Consider the following 15,588-nt stretch of genomic DNA (forward strand, 5'->3'; position numbering starts at 1 on the left):
CTATGCGGGAGCGGGCCGCGACATGGCCCGATCTGACCGAGACCGCGATGCGCCGCCTGATTCCCGCTTTTCTTGCCCTGCTGGTCGCCCTGCCCGCGCCCGCCTATGAGGCGATGGACGCGATCCATGGGCTGGCCGCCCCCCGGCTCTCGACCAAATCGCGCTGCACCGATGACGGCGGGGTCTGCATCTCGCTGGCGAATTACGTCCCCGATGTCTGCCACGCGATCGAGCGGGCGGCGACGTGGAACGGCTTGGACCCGCATTTCTTCGCCCGCCTCCTGTGGAAGGAAAGCCTGTTCGAGCCGAACGCCATCAGCCCGGTCGGCGCCATGGGGATCGCGCAATTCATGCCCGGCACGGCCGATCTGGTGGGGCTGGACGATCCTTTCAATCCGGCCAAGGCCATTGTCGTTTCGGCGCGATACCTGAAGACCCTGGCCGACGGCTTCGGTAATGTGGGCCTGGCCGCCGTCGCCTATAACGGCGGCGAGGGGCGGGCCGCGCGCTTCGTCTCGCAGGGGGGCTCTTTGCCTTGGGAGACGCAGGATTACGTCCAGGCGATCACCGGCCTGACCGCCTGGAACTGGCGCGAGAAGCCGGGCAGCAGTCCCGACCTGCGGCTGGACAAGGAGCGGCCGTTTCTGCCGGCATGCATCGATCTGGCCGGGCGGCGCAAGCTGCGCGAATTCCAGACCCCTGAACATGCCTGGCCCTGGGGCGTGATCGTGGCCACGCATCAGACGCAATCGGGTGTCACGGACCAGGTTTCGCGGTTGAACAAGGCGCTGCGCCCGATTCTGGGCGGCAAGCGGGTCAGCTATCTGCGGCGCAAGGTCTCGGGCGGGCCGCGCAAGGTCTATACCGCGCAGATCGGCTACTCCTCGCGCAATGAGGCTTTCGCCTTCTGCACCCGCCTGCGCAGCTTCGGCGGGCGCTGCATCGTTCTGAAGAACTAGCGGCGCCGGGGCGGGAAAAGCTCTTGCGCGAAGCCCGCGCAGATCAGCCAGAGCGAGGTGATCAGAAGTCCCCAGCGCGGAAAGCTTTCGGGGTGGAAGTCGATCATCACCGCCCAGACCGCAAAGATCACCCAGGCCATGCAGGCCGGCAGCGAAATCCAGCGCCAACGCTCGGTCCGCACGGGGTGGATGAATTTGACATTGGCGAACATGGTGAAGGTCAGCGCCACCACGACGAAGAGGATCAGCCAGAAATTCGGCTTCAACGCGAAAAGGACCAGCACCAGCATGTTCCAGCAGGCCGGAAAGCCCGCGAAGGAATTGTCCTTGGTCTTCATCCGCGTGTCCGAGAAATAGATCACGCTGCCATAGGTGATCGCGATGATCGCGATCCAGCCGGTCCAGCCGGGCAGCAGGCCCGACTTGAACAGCGCATAGGCCGGTATGAACACATAGGTCAGATAGTCGATGATCAGGTCCATCAGCACGCCGTCATAGGTCGGCCAGTTCTTCTTGACCTGGTAGCGGCGCGCCAGCGGCCCGTCGATGCCGTCGACGATCAGGGCGACGACCAGCCAGAAGAACATCCGCGACCATTCGGCATTCGCCGCCGCCAGCAGCGCCAGCATGGACAGCACCGCGCCGGTCGCGGTCAGAAGATGGACGGAAAGGGCTTTGAGGCGAGGAGTCATGTTCTTGCTTCTGTCACCTAAATGTGATGATCGCAAGTTCGCCCGCGCCGAATGCCCGCGATTGGTCCCGAAGTGACACGGGACGCCTTGCGGGGCGCGCGTGGGGGTCTAATCGACGAATTCTTCGGCGCCGTAGCCTTGCAGGTAAAGCAGCGCGGTCAGGTCGCCATGGTTGATGCGCAGATCGACCTGCGCCGCCACCACGGGCTTGGCATGCAGCGCGACGCCGGTGCCGGCCCGTTGCAGCATCCCCAGATCATTCGCGCCGTCGCCCACGGCGATGGCCTGGGCGGGGGTCAGGCCGCGCGCGGCGGCGATCTGCTCAAGCGCCTCGATCTTGGCCTCGCGGCCCAGGATGGGAAGGGCCACATGCCCGGTCAGGACGCCCTGGTCGGCCATCAGCTCGTTCGCGCGATGTTCGTCGAAGCCCAGGGCGGCGGCGACCGGGCCGGTAAAGACCGTGAACCCGCCCGAGACCAGCGCCGTATAGGCGCCCTGTGCGCGCATGGTCGCGACAAGCTGGCGGCCGCCGGGGGCCAGGGTGATGCGGCTGTCCAGCACCTGTTCGACCACGGATTCGGCCAGCCCGGCCAAAAGACCGACGCGGGCGATCAATGCCTCGTGAAAGTTCAACTCTCCATTCATCGCGGCGGCGGTGATGGCCGCGACACGTTCGCCCACGCCGGCGAAATCGGCAAGCTCGTCGATGCATTCCTGCTGGATCATGGTCGAATCCATATCCGCCAGCAGTATCGCCTTGCGCCGCTGGGGGGTGGGCTGGATCGCGAGGTCGAAGCCCTGCGCCTGAAGATCCTCCCAGACCTGCCAGAAGTCGCCGGGAATGCCGGCCACCGGGAATTCGGCGGCGATGCGCTGGTTCAGCCAGAGCGCATGGCCCCCGTTCCAGACGCCGCGCAGCTTTTCCACCAGCGCGGGGGAGAGATCGGCGCGGCTGGGCGCGGCAAGGATGGTCACGGTATGCATGGGCGGTCCCCGGCGTTTCCTGGTTGCGCGCAGCACTAGCCAATCCGGCGGTCGGGGGCAATCGCGTTGCAGATTCCGCTTGCCTGAACCCGCGCGCGGGCTTAGATGCCTCCTCGGGACACGCCGCCCCAACGCGGCGCTATCTAGCTGGAAGGCTACACATCATGAGCATGACTGCTCCGGCCGCGCGCCCGGTCAATCCGCGCTTTTCCTCGGGCCCCTGCGCCAAGATCCCCGATTTTTCGCTGGACATGCTTGCCGACGCGCCGCTGGGCCGCTCGCATCGTGCCGCCGTGGGCAAGGCGAAGCTTGCCGAAGCCATCGACCTGACCCGCGAGATCCTGGGCGTTCCCGCCGATTACCGCATCGGCATCGTTCCCGGTTCGGATACCGGCGCGGTCGAGATGGCGCTGTGGTCGCTGCTGGGCGCCCGCCCGGTCGAGATGCTGGCCTGGGAAAGCTTCGGCGAGGGCTGGGTCACCGATGTCGTCAAGCAGTTGAAGCTGGACGCGGTGGTGCGCAAGGCGCCCTATGGCCGGATCGTGGATTTCGCCGAGGTCGATTTCGACAAGGACGTGGTCTTTACCTGGAACGGCACCACTTCGGGCGTGCGCGTCCCGAATGGCGACAGGATCCCGGCCGATCGCGCCGGCCTGACCATCTGCGACGCCACCTCGGCCGCCTTCGCGATGGACCTGCCCTGGGCCAAGCTGGATGTGGTGACCTTCAGTTGGCAGAAGGTGCTGGGCGGCGAGGGCGCGCATGGCATCCTGATCCTGTCGCCCCGCGCGGTCGAGCGGCTGGAAACCCATACCCCCGCCTGGCCGCTGCCGAAGATCTTCCGCATGACCAAGGGCGGCAAGCTGATCGAGGGCATCTTCAAGGGCGAGACGATCAACACGCCCTCGATGCTGTGCGTCGAGGATTATCTGGTCGCGTTGAAATGGGCGAAATCCCTGGGCGGCCGCGAGGCGCTGATCGCGCGGGCCGAGGCCAATGCCGGGGCGGTGGCCGATTTCATCGCGGACAAGGACTGGATCGCCAATCTGGCCGAGGATCCGGCCACGGCCTCGACCACCTCGGTCTGCCTGAAATTCACCGATCCGCGCATCAGGGACGGCGCGGCTTTCGCCAAGGCCGTCGCCAAGCGGCTGGAGAAAGAGGGCGTGGCGCTGGACGCCGGCGCCTATCGCGACGCGCCTGCGGGTCTGCGGATCTGGTGCGGCTCGACCGTCGAGACATCGGATGTGGCGGCTCTGATGCCCTGGATCGAATATGCCTTCAACGCCGAGATCGCGGCGCAGGCGGTCGAAGCCTGAGCCCTTGGAGCCGGGGGCGCTGCCCCCGGACCCCCGGGATATTTATGCAAGAAAGAAGCATCGAGCGCGTGGCGTGTCGGCCAGCGGATGCTTCATGTCCAAGAGGATAGAGAAGATGCCCAAGGTTCTTGTTTCGGACAAGCTTTCGGAAACCGCCGTCCAGATCTTTCGCGATCGCGGCGTCGATGTGGATTACCTGCCGAATCTTGGCAAGGACAAGGAAAAGCTGGCCGAGGTGATCGGTCAGTATGACGGCTTGGCGATCCGCTCGGCCACCAAGGTGACGGCGAAGCTGCTGGAGGCGGCGACCAATCTGAAGGTGATCGGCCGCGCCGGCATCGGCGTCGACAATGTCGAGATCCCGGCGGCGTCGAAGAAAGGTGTGATCGTGATGAACACGCCCTTTGGCAACTCGGTGACCACGGCCGAACATGCCATCGCGCTGATGTTCGCGGTGGCGCGGCAACTGCCGGAGGCCAGCGTCTCGACCCATGAGGGCAAGTGGGAGAAGAACCGCTTTATGGGCGTCGAGGTCTTCAACAAGACGCTGGGCATCATCGGGGCGGGGAATATCGGGTCCATCGTCATCGACCGGGCGCTGGGGCTGAAGATGAAGGTCCTGGCCTATGACCCCTTCCTGTCGGAAGAGCGGGCGAAAGACCTGGGCGTGAAGAAGGTCGAGCTGGACGAGTTGCTGGCCAAGGCGGATTTCATCACCCTGCATGTGCCGCTGACCGAAAAGACGAAGAACATCCTTTCGGCCGAGAACCTTGCCAAGACCAAGAAGGGCGTGCGCATCGTCAATGCCGCGCGGGGCGGCCTGATCGACGAGCAGGCTTTGGCCGAACTGCTGAAATCCGGCCATGTCGCGGGCGCCGCCCTGGACGTGTTCGCGACCGAGCCCGCGACCGAGAGCCCGCTGTTCGGCCTGCCCAATGTCGTGGTGACGCCGCATCTGGGCGCTTCGACCACCGAGGCGCAAGAGAATGTCGCGCTTCAGGTTGCCGAGCAGATGTCGGACTATCTGCTGACCGGCGCGGTGCAGAACGCGCTGAACATGCCCTCGGTCACCGCCGAGGAGGCCGCCACCATGGGGCCGTGGCTGAAGCTGGCGGGCCATCTGGGCACCTTCATCGGCCAGATGACCGACGAGCCGATCAAGGCGATCAACGTGCTTTACGACGGCTCGGTCGCCTCGATGAACCTGAAGGCGCTGAACGCCGCCGTCATCGCCGGGGTGATGAAGGCCGGCAATCCCGATGTGAACATGGTCTCGGCCCCGGTCATGGCGGCCGAGCGCGGGATGCAGATCGCCACCACCACCCAGGCCAAGACCGGCGTTTTCGACGGCTATATCAAGGTCACCATGGTCTCGGATGAGCGCGAGCGTTCGATCGCGGGCACGGTCTTCAGCGACGGCAAGCCGCGCTTCATCCAGATCCGGGGCATCAATGTCGATGCCGAGATCGGCGAGCACATGCTGTATACCCGCAACAAGGACGTGCCGGGCGTGATCGGCGCGCTGGGGACGACCCTGGGCGATCTGGGCGTGAACATCGCCAATTTCACCCTGGGACGCACCAAATCGGGCGATGATGCCATCGCGATTCTTTATCTGGACGAGGAACTGCCGGCAGAGGTCGTCGAGGCCCTGCGCGCCACGGGCAAGTTCCTTCAGGTCCGGCCGATCAATTTCGAAGTCTGACCCTTGCGCCTTCGGGCCCCCGGCGCAATGCTCCGGGGGTCTTTTCATGAGGTTTCGATGCGCAGCTATGTGATCGGGGATATCCATGGCCAGCTGGAGCTGCTGAAGGCGGCTCATGACCGGATCGCGCGCGACGATGCGGCGCATGGCGGCGGCGGCCGGGTGGTTCATGTCGGCGACCTGATCGACCGAGGCCCGGATTCGCGCGGAGTGGTGGACTATCTGATGCGGGGCCAGTCCGAGGGACGCCCGTGGACGGTGCTCAAGGGCAATCATGATCGGTTCCTTGTCCGTTTCGCGCTTGTGCCGGGCTGGTGCGATCCCGCCCTGGCCTCGGGCAAGCATTGGCTGGACCATGCGGGTCTGGGGGCGGCGCAGACGCTTGCATCCTATGGCGTCGATGTCGCGGGCCGGCCGCATGCGGATGTGCTGGCCGATATGCGGCGGGCGGTGCCGCAGGCGCATCTGGATTGGCTGGACGGGCTGCCGCTATTGCACCGGATTCCCCAGGCGCTGATCGTGCATGCGGGCATCCGCCCCGGCATCGACGTGGCGGTGCAGGCCGAGGACGACTTGCTATGGATCCGGCAGGGCTTTCTGGATGACACGACCCAGCACGGCGTGCTGGTCGTGCATGGGCATACCGTGGTCGAGCGGGTGACCCATTTCGGCAATCGTCTGGCATTGGATACCGGCGCCGCCTACGGTGGGCCGTTGAGCGTGGTGGTCTTTGACGGCGATGAGCTGGCCGAGTTGACCGAGGCGGGGCGGGCCGCGATCCATCATGAGATGGCGGCGGGCTAGCCGTCCGATCCTTTCGGGCGGCGGTGCGGGATGTTTGTGGATGGAAAGCACCAAGAGGCTTTCCGGACGCGCCATGAAGGGCGTAGATGAATTTTCAAATGCGGATCGCCGAGGGTGTCTCTGGGGGGATCTCGCACATGCCTTGTGCTTGGAAGCGCAGGTTCGCGAATGTGGCGTTTGGCGATGGCGAAACGGATGCAGGGATCTGGTCTGTATGCCAGCGTGACATGATGAAAAAGCCGCCGCGTATTTCGCCAGGAACGCAAAGTGAGATACGCATCCTCGGGTCATCCGGCCAACGCCGCCGAGGCGTTTTCCGGCTTCCGCTGAAAGTGTTCAGCTTGTTTCTTGGGGGCTTTCCTTCATAGGCAATGGGCTTTGGGGGCGGTGCGGTAGTTGCCTTCCGGCGGAGACGGCCGAGGTCTTTGGTGTATTCAGCCTGCTGGCGTGATCCCAAGACAGGAGCGGCGAAGGTGCGATACGGTGAAACGATGTGGCTTTGGATCGCATCCCGCGCGGTCCGGGCGCCGTGACCGGCCCCAGGCGGTCGTCCTTTACGCGCGTTTCCCCGCCATGCCTGGACATCCGTGTCGGACGGGCACGAGTGCAAGCATATCTTTCGCTCGACCATTGCGCCGATGGCGGGGCCACGCTTCGCGCCCGTGGATTGTCAGGCGGCTGGCAGATGGCCTCGTGGCTGATCCGCATGTTCTGGCTTCCCCCGATGCGGTTGCCGCCGTGTCCGTGTCGCTGCGTCCGTGTTTCCATCCGTGTCGCCGGCCGGCCTTCGGTGGCTTGGCCGCGCGCTCCTTTAGACACAGGCGGCGCCGGGATGGGGGCAGATGTGAATGAGGCATACCGCCAGCCTCTTGAACCCGTCGTGTTTCGAGAGGCCGCGAAGCCCGGTCTCGACGGTGACATTCTCATTGAGCAGTCTCGATGCAATTCGAGACCGTAAGCGGCATCGCTTCTGCTGTCGCGCCACTTCCACCCGATCCGGTGGGCGGATTTACGCCTTGTTGGTCGTTTGGATTTGCATTCGCCTGTCGCCATCGCAGCCGCCAACAGCAAGGTTTTGCGACGACAGGCTGCTGGCACCGCATCTTGCCGCTTGGAACGGCCCTGTAGCGGCGGCTTGCTTAGGAGGCGCACGGCGCGGGACGGATGGCCAACATGAGGGCGCCCCGCCTGTCGGCTAGCCGGGTGGGGAAGGCGCGATGTCCGCGCGCCATCATAGGAGGTGCCCGCCCGCATCAAGGGAAGGTCTGGCTGCCAGGCCGCGCCAGATCCTGAAGGATGCCCTTTTGAAGCCGGAGGGCGCGCCGATCATGCCTTTGCAGCGCGCCACGGAGCCTGTTCGGGCTGCCCCTTGAACCGCTGGTGGCCAGCCCGCTATCCTGCGCTTGACGCTGGTGCCGCTTGACGCTGGTGCCGCTTGACGCGGACATTGCCGCAAGCACCTTGCGGCCACGGGATCGTGCGAGGGTTTGCAAGAGGGCCCGAAGCCGCCGCACCGCCTGGCGCGGCCGTCCTGCCCCAAGGCGTGGTTTCTGAATGGCCGGCGGCGTGACATTTTAGCGTGGCGACGACATGGACATTGAAGGCATTGCAACCTCTGGTGACGGTTCGTCAGCCGCGCGGGATGGTATGCCCGGAACTTCGCGGCGAGGATCGCTTCGATTCACCAGTTGCCGGGTTTGACGGCCGCGGTCTCTGGAGAGATAGGGGCGGGATTGGGCTTGATACCTTCGCGCCCATGGCGCCAGGGGCCATGTTGCGCTTGGGTCCGGGGCGCGGCATGCTGCGCGAATATAAAGGGGTTCCATCATGCGGGCGATATTCCTGGGGCTTTTCCTGCTGGCCAGCCCGGCCATGGCCGAGACTGTCGGCAAGGTCGGCGTGGACTGGGTTGGCAACGACATCATCGTCGAGGCGCTGGCGGATCCCAAGGTGCAGGGGGTGACCTGTCATCTGGCCTATTTCGAGCGTTCGGTGATGGACCGACTGCGGCAGGGCAACTGGTTCGAGGACCCCTCGAACTCGGCTATCGAGTGCAATCGCACGGGGCCGATCCGGCTGGGGGACATCGCGCGGGGGCCGAAGGGCGAGGATGTGTTCAGCGCCTCGCGATCGCTGGTGTTCAAGAGCTTGCGGGTGAAGCGGATCTATGACGCGCGAAACCAGGTGCTGATCTATCTGGCGCATGCCAATCAGGTCACCGAAGGCTCGGCCAAGATGGCGATCTCGACCGTGGCGCTGGAGCCGGGCGAGGCGCCGGACTGAGGCTTTGCTTCGCGCGGGCGGGCGCTCATTGGGCCATTCTGCGCCCGGTATTCCGGTCGGCGTGGTGGACAGCGGAGCCGCTTCGGGATATGAGCGCGGCGAAACAGGATGATCGATATGCGGATCGCACCGAAAACCGCGAAATATAGTCTGGGCCAGGTCGTGCGTCACCGCGAGCATCCGTTCCGTGGGGTGGTCTTTGATGTCGATCCCGAGTTTTCCAATACCGAGGAGTGGTACGAATCCATTCCCGAGGATTCGCGCCCCTCGCGCAATCAGCCATTCTACCATCTCTATGCTGAAACCGAGGCGACCTATTATGTCGCCTATGTGTCGGAACAGAACCTGGTTCCCGATATCTCGGGCGAGCCATTGGAGCATCCCGAGGTGGACGAGATGTTCGGCGAGTTCCAGGATGGCCGCTATCCCCTGCAATTCGGCCTGAATTAAGGCGGTTGGTCCTGGGCTGGGTTATTGGGTCGCGCGCCGGCCTGTGCCATCGGGCGGGTCAAGCGCGCCGCCGCCGCGCTTGCTTCCGGCGAATCGATCGGGACGATGAAGGCCAGGAAGTTGCGCCGCCCCTCGCGGAAATAGCTGAGCGAGGCCGTAAGATCCTGGATCAGATACCAGCCGAACCCTCCCTCGGGCAGAGAAAGCACCGCGTCATCGTCGCCTTCGGCGGAAATATAGGGCAGGCTGCGGCGATCCAGGCATTCGGTCGGCAACGGCTTGCCATCGTCGGTGATGGCGCAGGCGATGCCGCCGACGTGGCGGATCACGCAAAGATGGATCAGCGGGGATTGCAGGTGATCCGTCGGACGCGCGACGGAGGGCCGACTGCCATGTTCGCAGATATTGTTGAGCACCTCGGCCAGCGCAAGTTCCACCCGCGCGATCACCTCTTCCCCGGCGGTGCCGGCGAAACGCTGGCGCAGGAAGGTCAGGGCATCGCGCACGGTCAGGGGATCGGCGCGAAAGATCCGATGAAACATCGGCTGGCGACTGGGCGGGCAGCGCAGCTTGCCGCGGGGCGCTTCGGCTTGCAGTATCATCCCGCCGATCCTTCCTGCTGCAAGGCCGGAGCGGCGGCAGGCAGGATGGTCAATACCGTGTCCATGCGGGTCAGGTGGAACACCCGCTCGACATTGGGGGTCAGACCGACCAGTTCGAAGCAGCGTCCCGGAGAGATGGATTTGTAGATGGCGATGATCGCGCCCAGCCCGGAACTGTCCATGAACTCCACGCTGCTGAGGTCGAGCCTTACCTGCGCGCCGGCATGCGCCGCCAGGCTGCGCACCCGGTCCTTGAAGGCGGTCGCGATGGCTGCGTCCAGTCGCCGTTCCTCGACCCGGATGCAGATGCCATTGTCGGCGGGCAGCAATGTCAGTTGCATCGATCATTCCCTGAAACTGGATCTGTGGAGGGCAGGTCTAGCATCCATAAGGTTGCGTCTTTCCTAAGATTGCCTCGGATCGGCCCGCGAGGGTGAGCGGAAAATAGGTAAGCTTTTCCACAAATTCCCGCCCCCGCCCCCGCGAAACATCCGGCTTCGCTCGGGTCGCGATTGATCGCTTCCGGCAAGAGGCGTAGCCTGTCCGGGTAGGGTGTCGCGGTTCTGGTATGCGCAGGGTTCCTTTCGTCGTCATGATCTGCGCCGGGCTTTGGCTTGGATTGGCCGGTGGAGCGGTGAGGGCGGGTGGGATCGGCCTGGAATGCCGCGGCATGCAGGGCGATTCCCAGGAAATGTGCGGGTTGCTGCGCGATGCGCTTGAGGCGCGGGGTTTCCAGGTCGTGGACGGTGATTCGGTGCCTCTGAGGCTGAGTGTGGTTCAGTCCCGGCCGAATCTGCTCAAAGCTCGGCTCGCCGCGCGCGAAAAGGGCGGCTTTCGTGTATTGGAGGAGGGCCAGATCTCGTTGCAGGATCGTGACCGGCTGCCGCCTGCGGCGGTCGGGAAATTCGTTTCGGTGCTGCTGAGGCGTGCCGGAATTCGGACGGACTGATTTTTATAAGGACAGATTTCCATGTTGGCTCAATCTTTTGACGACGTATCGCGCGGCAAGCCGCAATCTGCTGTTCGCACCGAAACGACGGACGCGCCGGCCAATATCTCGACGCCATACTTCATGCGCTCGGGTGATATTTATCAGGGTTCGGTCAACGGGTCCGGGGACGCGGATTGGGTCAAGCTGCGCCTGACGCCTGGGGTTTATGTCATTTCCCTGGACAGTCGGGGTTCCAGCGGCGTGTCAGACCCTTTTCTTGGGGTTTACGATGCAAGCGGAAATCTGATCGCAAGCGACGATGACAGTGGTGAGGGGCTTAATTCCCAGGTTACCCTGAATGTTTCCCAGGGGCAGACCTATTATCTGGGCGCATCGGCTTATGCAGGCGGATCGGGCGCCTATGCTTTGAAGGTCACGGCCATGCCGGTTTTTACCAACCAGCAGATCGCCTGGCAATTGACGGATGGCTTCTGGCATGCCTGGGGTCAGTCCCGGCGCGCCTTCGATGTGGCGTCGGGCGAGGTGTTGAACGTCGATATCTCGGCGCTGACGGCGGCGGGCAAGCGCCTGGCGCTGGCCGCGCTGGAGGCGTGGACGGACATTACCGGCATCCGCTTCAACACCCGGCCGCAGGCGGGGCAACCGATCCATATCCACATGGACGATTCTGATTACGGCGCCTATTCCTATTCAAATATATTCGGCAATGATATAGTTGAATCCTATGTGAACATCGGGCTGGACTGGTTGTCTCAATACGGTGTCACGTTCGATTCCTATTCGTTCCAGACCTATATTCACGAGCTGGGCCATGCCCTGGGACTGGGCCATGCCGGGAACTACAACGGGACAGGAATCTATGGAAAGGACAATCAATATGCGAATGACAGTTGGCAAGCCTCGGTCATGTCCTATTTCAACCAAGATGAAAACACCTTCATAGATGCGAGCTTTGCCTATATCGTCTCTCCGATGATGGCGGATATCGCGGCGATGCGGGTGCTGTACGGCCCGGCGCAGTTGCGCCTTGGAAGCAGTATCTACGGCGAACACAGCAATCTTGGCGGTAATTACGGCCGCATCTCGGACCTGCTGGAAAGCGGGGCGCGCGATCGGATTGCCTTTACCATCGTGGATGGCGGCGGCTATGACCGGCTGGACCTGTCGGGCGATACCCTGGATCAACGCGTCACGCTGACCCAGGGCGGGATTTCGGACGCCTATGGGCTGAAGGGCAATATCGGCATCATGCCCGGCACGGTGATCGAGGCGCTGGTCGCCGGCTCGGGCAACGACATGCTGGGGGGCAACCGCTTCGATAACCGGATCTGGGGCATGCTGGGCGATGACCGCATCCTGGGCATGGTGGGCAATGACGTTCTGGCGGGCGGCGCGGGCAGGGATACGCTGAACGGCGGCGCGGGCGCGGACACGCTGGTGGGCGGCTGGGGCGACGATCTTTATATCAGCGACGACAGCGATACCATCATCGAGATCGCGGCGGGCGGCCGGGATGCCGTCTGGGCGCGCGAGGGCAATGCCACGCTGGCCGCCAATGTCGAGGACCTGCGCTTGACCTCGACCGGGAAGCAGGATGGCACCGGCAATGGCCTGGCCAATGTCATCACCGGGAATGACCGCGAAAACACGCTGCGCGGGCTTGCGGGCGACGACCGGCTGAATGGCGGTGCCGGCCGCGACATGCTGATCGGGGGCGCGGGAAGCGACACCCTGACTGGCGGCGCGGGCGCGGATACGTTCCTCTTCCAGCGCGGCCGCGATGTGATCACGGATTTCACCAATGAAATCGACACGATCATGCTGGACGACGCGCTTTGGGGCGGCGGCGCGCGGACGGTGGCGCAGGTGTTGCAGGTCGCGCGCGTGGTCGATGGCGATGTGGTCATCGCTTTCGGCCATGGTCATGTCCTGGTGATCGAGGGCGTGACGAATATCCGCGCCTTGCAGGACGATCTGGTCATCATCTAGTTGCGTGTCTCTTTTCCCAAGGCTCCGGCTTCGTGCTGGGCAAGGCCGGGTGCCCGTTCGCATCGCTGCGGGCCTTGCCCGAAATCCGGCGCCTTTGGGTCATTCAGCGCGTGTCGCGATCACAGGCTCCGGGGGCAGGCTGGATGATGGCTGCCTCAGTGCCAGGTCCATCGGGCATCGGAGACAATATCGCGTTCGACCTGCTGAACGGCTTTCGACCGACCAAGCCTGGCAAATTCTTGGCTGCTGGCGGGTGCCCGACCATTGGCCGGGGCGGATGCGGCGGGGGTCGCGTCCGTCGGGCGTGTCCGGCCGCTATGCCTGTTAATTGCGCAAAAAATGCTCAAGTCGCTGACAGTTGGGATCTTCTGCTGTTGCTCTTCTGTTGGCACTGTGGACACTTGCTCTTGGATTGCGAAGACATGGGCAGCGGCGAGGGGAATCCGGGGTTACGATGTATTACAATGAAATGATGGAAAGCGGGCAGGTCAGAGCGCCCTATGCGATGCTTTCCGATTGGGTCGAGACGATGCCCGCCGAGATCCGGCAGATGAAGCAGGCCGAGGCCGAGGCCCTGTTCCGGCGCATCGGCATCACCTTCGCGGTCTATGGCGAGGGTGGCGATCCTGATCGGCTGATCCCCTTCGACATGATGCCGCGGGTGTTCCAGCAAAGCGAATGGCGCAAGATGGAGCGTGGCATCAAGCAGCGCGCCCGCGCCTTGAACGCCTTCCTGCGCGATGTCTATTCGCGGGGCGAGATTATCCGCGCCGGACGCATCCCGGCCCGCCTTGTCTATCAGAACGAGGCTTTCGAGAAATCCGTGGTGGGCTTCGTGCCGCCGCGCGGGGTGTTCTCGCATATCGTCGGCATCGATATCGTGCGCACCGGCCGGGACGAGTTCTTTGTTCTTGAGGATAACTGCCGCACGCCCTCGGGGGTCAGCTACATGCTGGAGAACCGCGAGATCATGATGCGCATGTTTCCCGGCCTGTTCCGCAACAACCGGATCGAGCCGGTGGACCAGTATCCCGAGCTGCTGCGCCGCACCCTGGCCTCGGTCGCGCCGGCGAAATGCGAGGGCACGCCCACCGTGGTGGTCCTGACGCCGGGGCATTTCAACAGCGCCTACTACGAGCACAGCTTCCTGGCGAACCTGATGGGCGTCGAACTGGTCGAGGGCAGCGATCTTTTCGTCGATGGCGGTTTTGTCTATATGCGCACGACCGAGGGACCGAAAAAGGTTGATGTGATCTATCGCCGGCTTGACGATCCCTTCCTTGACCCTCTGTGTTTCCGCAAGGATTCCATGCTGGGCGTGCCGGGGCTGATGGATGTCTATCGCTCGGGCGGGGTTTCGATCGCCTCGGCGCCGGGCGCGGGCGTGGCCGACGACAAGGCCGTCTATACCTTCGTCCCCGAGATGATCCGCTTCTATCTGGGCGAGGAGCCGCTTTTGCAGAACGTGCAGACCTGGACGCTCTGGAAGGACGAGGATTACAGATATGTCATGGCGAACCTCAAGGATCTGGTGGTGAAGGAGGTTCACGGCTCGGGCGGCTACGGCATGCTGATCGGCCCTAAATCCACCAAGGAGGAAATCGCCACCTTCGCCGAGTTGATCAAGGCAAACCCAGGCAACTATATCGCCCAGCCGACGCTGGCGCTTTCGACCAGCCCCACCTTCGTCGAAGAGGGGATCGCGCCGCGCCATGTGGATCTGCGGCCTTTCTGCCTGTGCGGCGACCGGGTAGAACTGGTGCCGGGTGGCCTGACCCGCGTGGCACTGCGCGAGGGCTCGCTGGTGGTGAACTCGTCGCAGGGCGGCGGGGTCAAGGACACCTGGGTGCTTGCGGAATAAGATCAGCGGAAAAAGGATAGTCAGCCATGCTCAGCCGCACCGCCGCTAATCTGTTCTGGATGGGTCGCCATCTGGAGCGCGCCGAAACCGCCGCCCGGCTTCTGGACGTGGGCCAGCGCATCACGCTTTTGCCCAATACCGAAGAGGGCTATCGTAACGAATGGGAATCGCTTCTGCGTGCTTCGGGGGCGCAGGCGGCTTTCGCCGAACGCTATGGCGATCAGATCAATCAGGAAAATATCGAATCCTGGCTGTTTTTCGACCATGACAACCCCTCCTCGGTCGCCTCTTGCATCGAGCGCGCCCGCGAAGGTGCCCGGATCGTGCGCACCGCCCTGACCAGCCAGGTCTGGGACGCGCTGAACCTAGCCTATCAGGAATTCCGCGAGATGGAGCGGATGCCGCGCGCCAATCTGGATACGGGGCTGCTGACCGATTTCACCACCCGCCACAGCTCGACCGTCCGGGGCGCGATCAATGCCACGCAATTGCGCAATGACGGCTGGCATTTCATCAATCTGGGCTATTCCCTAGAGCGCGCGGATGCGACATCGCGGCTTTTGGACGTGAAATATTACGTCCTGCTGCCGCGGGTGGAGTTCGTCGGCTCGGGGCTGGACAACTACCAATGGCAGGTGATCCTGCGGGCGCTGTCGGCGCATCGCGCCTTTCACTGGGCCTATGGCGGCGACCTGACAGCGACCAAGGTGGCCGATTTCCTGATCCTGAACGGGGAAAGCCCACGCTCGCTTCTGACTTCGCTTTACGAGGCGGTGTGGAACCTGGACGGGTTGGCGCGCCGCTATGGCGACCAGGCGCCCTCGACTGCCTCGGTCAAGGCGCGCGAGGTGCTGGAGCGCTTGATGGCCAAGGATATCGAGAGCATTTTCGACGAGGGGCTGCACGAGTTCCTGAGCTGGTTCATCGGCCAGATCGCCAGCATCTCGTCCGCGGTCAACGATGACTACTTCAGCGGCCGCATGTAGGG

Annotated in this window: 14 protein-coding genes; 10 read left to right on the plus strand and 4 right to left on the minus strand. The window is 63.8% G+C overall.

The features are described 5' to 3' along the window. Window positions 1-2: 2 nt before the first annotated feature. Window positions 3-959, plus strand: coding sequence for a lytic transglycosylase domain-containing protein (locus tag QM682_RS01435; RefSeq protein ID WP_415126346.1), 957 nt, complete (start codon window positions 3-5; stop codon window positions 957-959). Here the strand turns inward: QM682_RS01435 and QM682_RS01440 are convergent. Next, window positions 956-1,651, minus strand: coding sequence for a CDP-alcohol phosphatidyltransferase family protein (locus QM682_RS01440; RefSeq protein ID WP_415126348.1), 696 nt, complete (start codon window positions 1,649-1,651; stop codon window positions 956-958). The genes QM682_RS01435 and QM682_RS01440 overlap by 4 nt on opposite strands. A 108-nt stretch (window positions 1,652-1,759) precedes the next feature. Next, window positions 1,760-2,635, minus strand: coding sequence for a phosphoserine phosphatase SerB (serB, locus tag QM682_RS01445; RefSeq protein WP_415126350.1), 876 nt, complete (start codon window positions 2,633-2,635; stop codon window positions 1,760-1,762). Window positions 2,636-2,799: 164 nt separating this feature from the next. On the opposite strand from serB, the gene QM682_RS01450 reads away from it, so the two are divergent. From QM682_RS01450 to hspQ, 5 genes are all read left to right on the plus strand, one after another. Beyond that, on the plus strand, window positions 2,800-3,954 hold the full coding sequence (locus QM682_RS01450; RefSeq protein WP_415126352.1) for a phosphoserine transaminase: 1,155 nt from the start codon (window positions 2,800-2,802) through the stop codon (window positions 3,952-3,954). Window positions 3,955-4,069: 115 nt separating this feature from the next. Beyond that, on the plus strand, window positions 4,070-5,659 hold the full coding sequence (gene serA, locus QM682_RS01455; RefSeq protein WP_415126354.1) for a phosphoglycerate dehydrogenase: 1,590 nt from the start codon (window positions 4,070-4,072) through the stop codon (window positions 5,657-5,659). A gap of 57 nt (window positions 5,660-5,716) precedes the next feature. Beyond that, window positions 5,717-6,463, plus strand: coding sequence for a metallophosphoesterase (locus QM682_RS01460; protein ID WP_415126356.1), 747 nt, complete (start codon window positions 5,717-5,719; stop codon window positions 6,461-6,463). Window positions 6,464-8,290: 1,827 nt separating this feature from the next. Then, window positions 8,291-8,746 carry a CreA family protein gene (locus QM682_RS01465; protein WP_415126358.1) on the plus strand — a complete coding sequence of 152 codons (456 nt, stop codon included), beginning with the start codon at window positions 8,291-8,293 and terminating at the stop codon, window positions 8,744-8,746. 117 nt (window positions 8,747-8,863) lie between these two features. Next, complete coding sequence (gene hspQ, locus QM682_RS01470; protein ID WP_415126360.1) at window positions 8,864-9,196, plus strand: heat shock protein HspQ; 333 nt, start codon at window positions 8,864-8,866, stop codon at window positions 9,194-9,196. On the opposite strand, the gene QM682_RS01475 is transcribed toward hspQ, so the two are convergent. Beyond that, window positions 9,193-9,798: an ATP-binding protein gene (locus QM682_RS01475; protein ID WP_415126362.1), complete on the minus strand. Its 606-nt coding sequence runs from the start codon at window positions 9,796-9,798 to the stop codon at window positions 9,193-9,195. The two genes, hspQ and QM682_RS01475, sit on opposite strands and share 4 nt — an antisense overlap. Continuing rightward, entirely contained in the window at window positions 9,795-10,139 is a 345-nt protein-coding gene (locus QM682_RS01480) for an STAS domain-containing protein (protein WP_415126364.1), read from the minus strand. The genes QM682_RS01475 and QM682_RS01480 overlap by 4 nt, the downstream gene beginning before the upstream one ends. A gap of 329 nt (window positions 10,140-10,468) precedes the next feature. On the opposite strand from QM682_RS01480, the gene QM682_RS01485 reads away from it, so the two are divergent. From QM682_RS01485 to QM682_RS01500, 4 genes are all read left to right on the plus strand, one after another. Then, window positions 10,469-10,747, plus strand: coding sequence for a hypothetical protein (locus QM682_RS01485; protein ID WP_415126366.1), 279 nt, complete (start codon window positions 10,469-10,471; stop codon window positions 10,745-10,747). Window positions 10,748-10,768: 21 nt separating this feature from the next. Further along, window positions 10,769-12,739 (plus strand): M10 family metallopeptidase, encoded by a 1,971-nt coding sequence (locus tag QM682_RS01490; protein WP_415126368.1) that lies wholly within the window; start codon window positions 10,769-10,771, stop codon window positions 12,737-12,739. A 454-nt stretch (window positions 12,740-13,193) separates the two neighbouring features. Next, complete coding sequence (locus QM682_RS01495) at window positions 13,194-14,600, plus strand: circularly permuted type 2 ATP-grasp protein (RefSeq protein WP_415126370.1); 1,407 nt, start codon at window positions 13,194-13,196, stop codon at window positions 14,598-14,600. Between the two features lie 26 nt (window positions 14,601-14,626). Next, entirely contained in the window at window positions 14,627-15,586 is a 960-nt protein-coding gene (locus QM682_RS01500) for an alpha-E domain-containing protein (RefSeq protein WP_415126372.1), read from the plus strand. Window positions 15,587-15,588: the final 2 nt, after the last annotated feature.

Origin of the sequence: Paracoccus sp. (in: a-proteobacteria) (assembly GCF_047605025.1) — a bacterium.
Taxonomy (GTDB): domain Bacteria; phylum Pseudomonadota; class Alphaproteobacteria; order Rhodobacterales; family Rhodobacteraceae; genus Paracoccus.

What these genes read in the sequence shown, in the direction of transcription:
- hspQ (WP_415126360.1), top strand. Translation starts at nt 8,864, where the DNA reads ATGCGGATCGCACCGAAAACCGCGAAATATAGTCTGGGCCAGGTCGTG.
- QM682_RS01485 (WP_415126366.1), top strand. Translation starts at nt 10,469, where the DNA reads ATGCAGGGCGATTCCCAGGAAATGTGCGGGTTGCTGCGCGATGCGCTT.
- QM682_RS01480 (WP_415126364.1), bottom strand. Translation starts at nt 10,139, where the DNA reads ATGCAACTGACATTGCTGCCCGCCGACAATGGCATCTGCATCCGGGTC.
- QM682_RS01500 (WP_415126372.1), top strand. Translation starts at nt 14,627, where the DNA reads ATGCTCAGCCGCACCGCCGCTAATCTGTTCTGGATGGGTCGCCATCTG.
- QM682_RS01450 (WP_415126352.1), top strand. Translation starts at nt 2,800, where the DNA reads ATGAGCATGACTGCTCCGGCCGCGCGCCCGGTCAATCCGCGCTTTTCC.
- QM682_RS01465 (WP_415126358.1), top strand. Translation starts at nt 8,291, where the DNA reads ATGCGGGCGATATTCCTGGGGCTTTTCCTGCTGGCCAGCCCGGCCATG.
- QM682_RS01495 (WP_415126370.1), top strand. Translation starts at nt 13,194, where the DNA reads ATGTATTACAATGAAATGATGGAAAGCGGGCAGGTCAGAGCGCCCTAT.
- QM682_RS01490 (WP_415126368.1), top strand. Translation starts at nt 10,769, where the DNA reads ATGTTGGCTCAATCTTTTGACGACGTATCGCGCGGCAAGCCGCAATCT.
- QM682_RS01475 (WP_415126362.1), bottom strand. Translation starts at nt 9,798, where the DNA reads ATGATACTGCAAGCCGAAGCGCCCCGCGGCAAGCTGCGCTGCCCGCCC.
- QM682_RS01460 (WP_415126356.1), top strand. Translation starts at nt 5,717, where the DNA reads ATGCGCAGCTATGTGATCGGGGATATCCATGGCCAGCTGGAGCTGCTG.
- serB (WP_415126350.1), bottom strand. Translation starts at nt 2,635, where the DNA reads ATGCATACCGTGACCATCCTTGCCGCGCCCAGCCGCGCCGATCTCTCC.
- QM682_RS01440 (WP_415126348.1), bottom strand. Translation starts at nt 1,651, where the DNA reads ATGACTCCTCGCCTCAAAGCCCTTTCCGTCCATCTTCTGACCGCGACC.
- QM682_RS01435 (WP_415126346.1), top strand. Translation starts at nt 3, where the DNA reads ATGCGGGAGCGGGCCGCGACATGGCCCGATCTGACCGAGACCGCGATG.
- serA (WP_415126354.1), top strand. Translation starts at nt 4,070, where the DNA reads ATGCCCAAGGTTCTTGTTTCGGACAAGCTTTCGGAAACCGCCGTCCAG.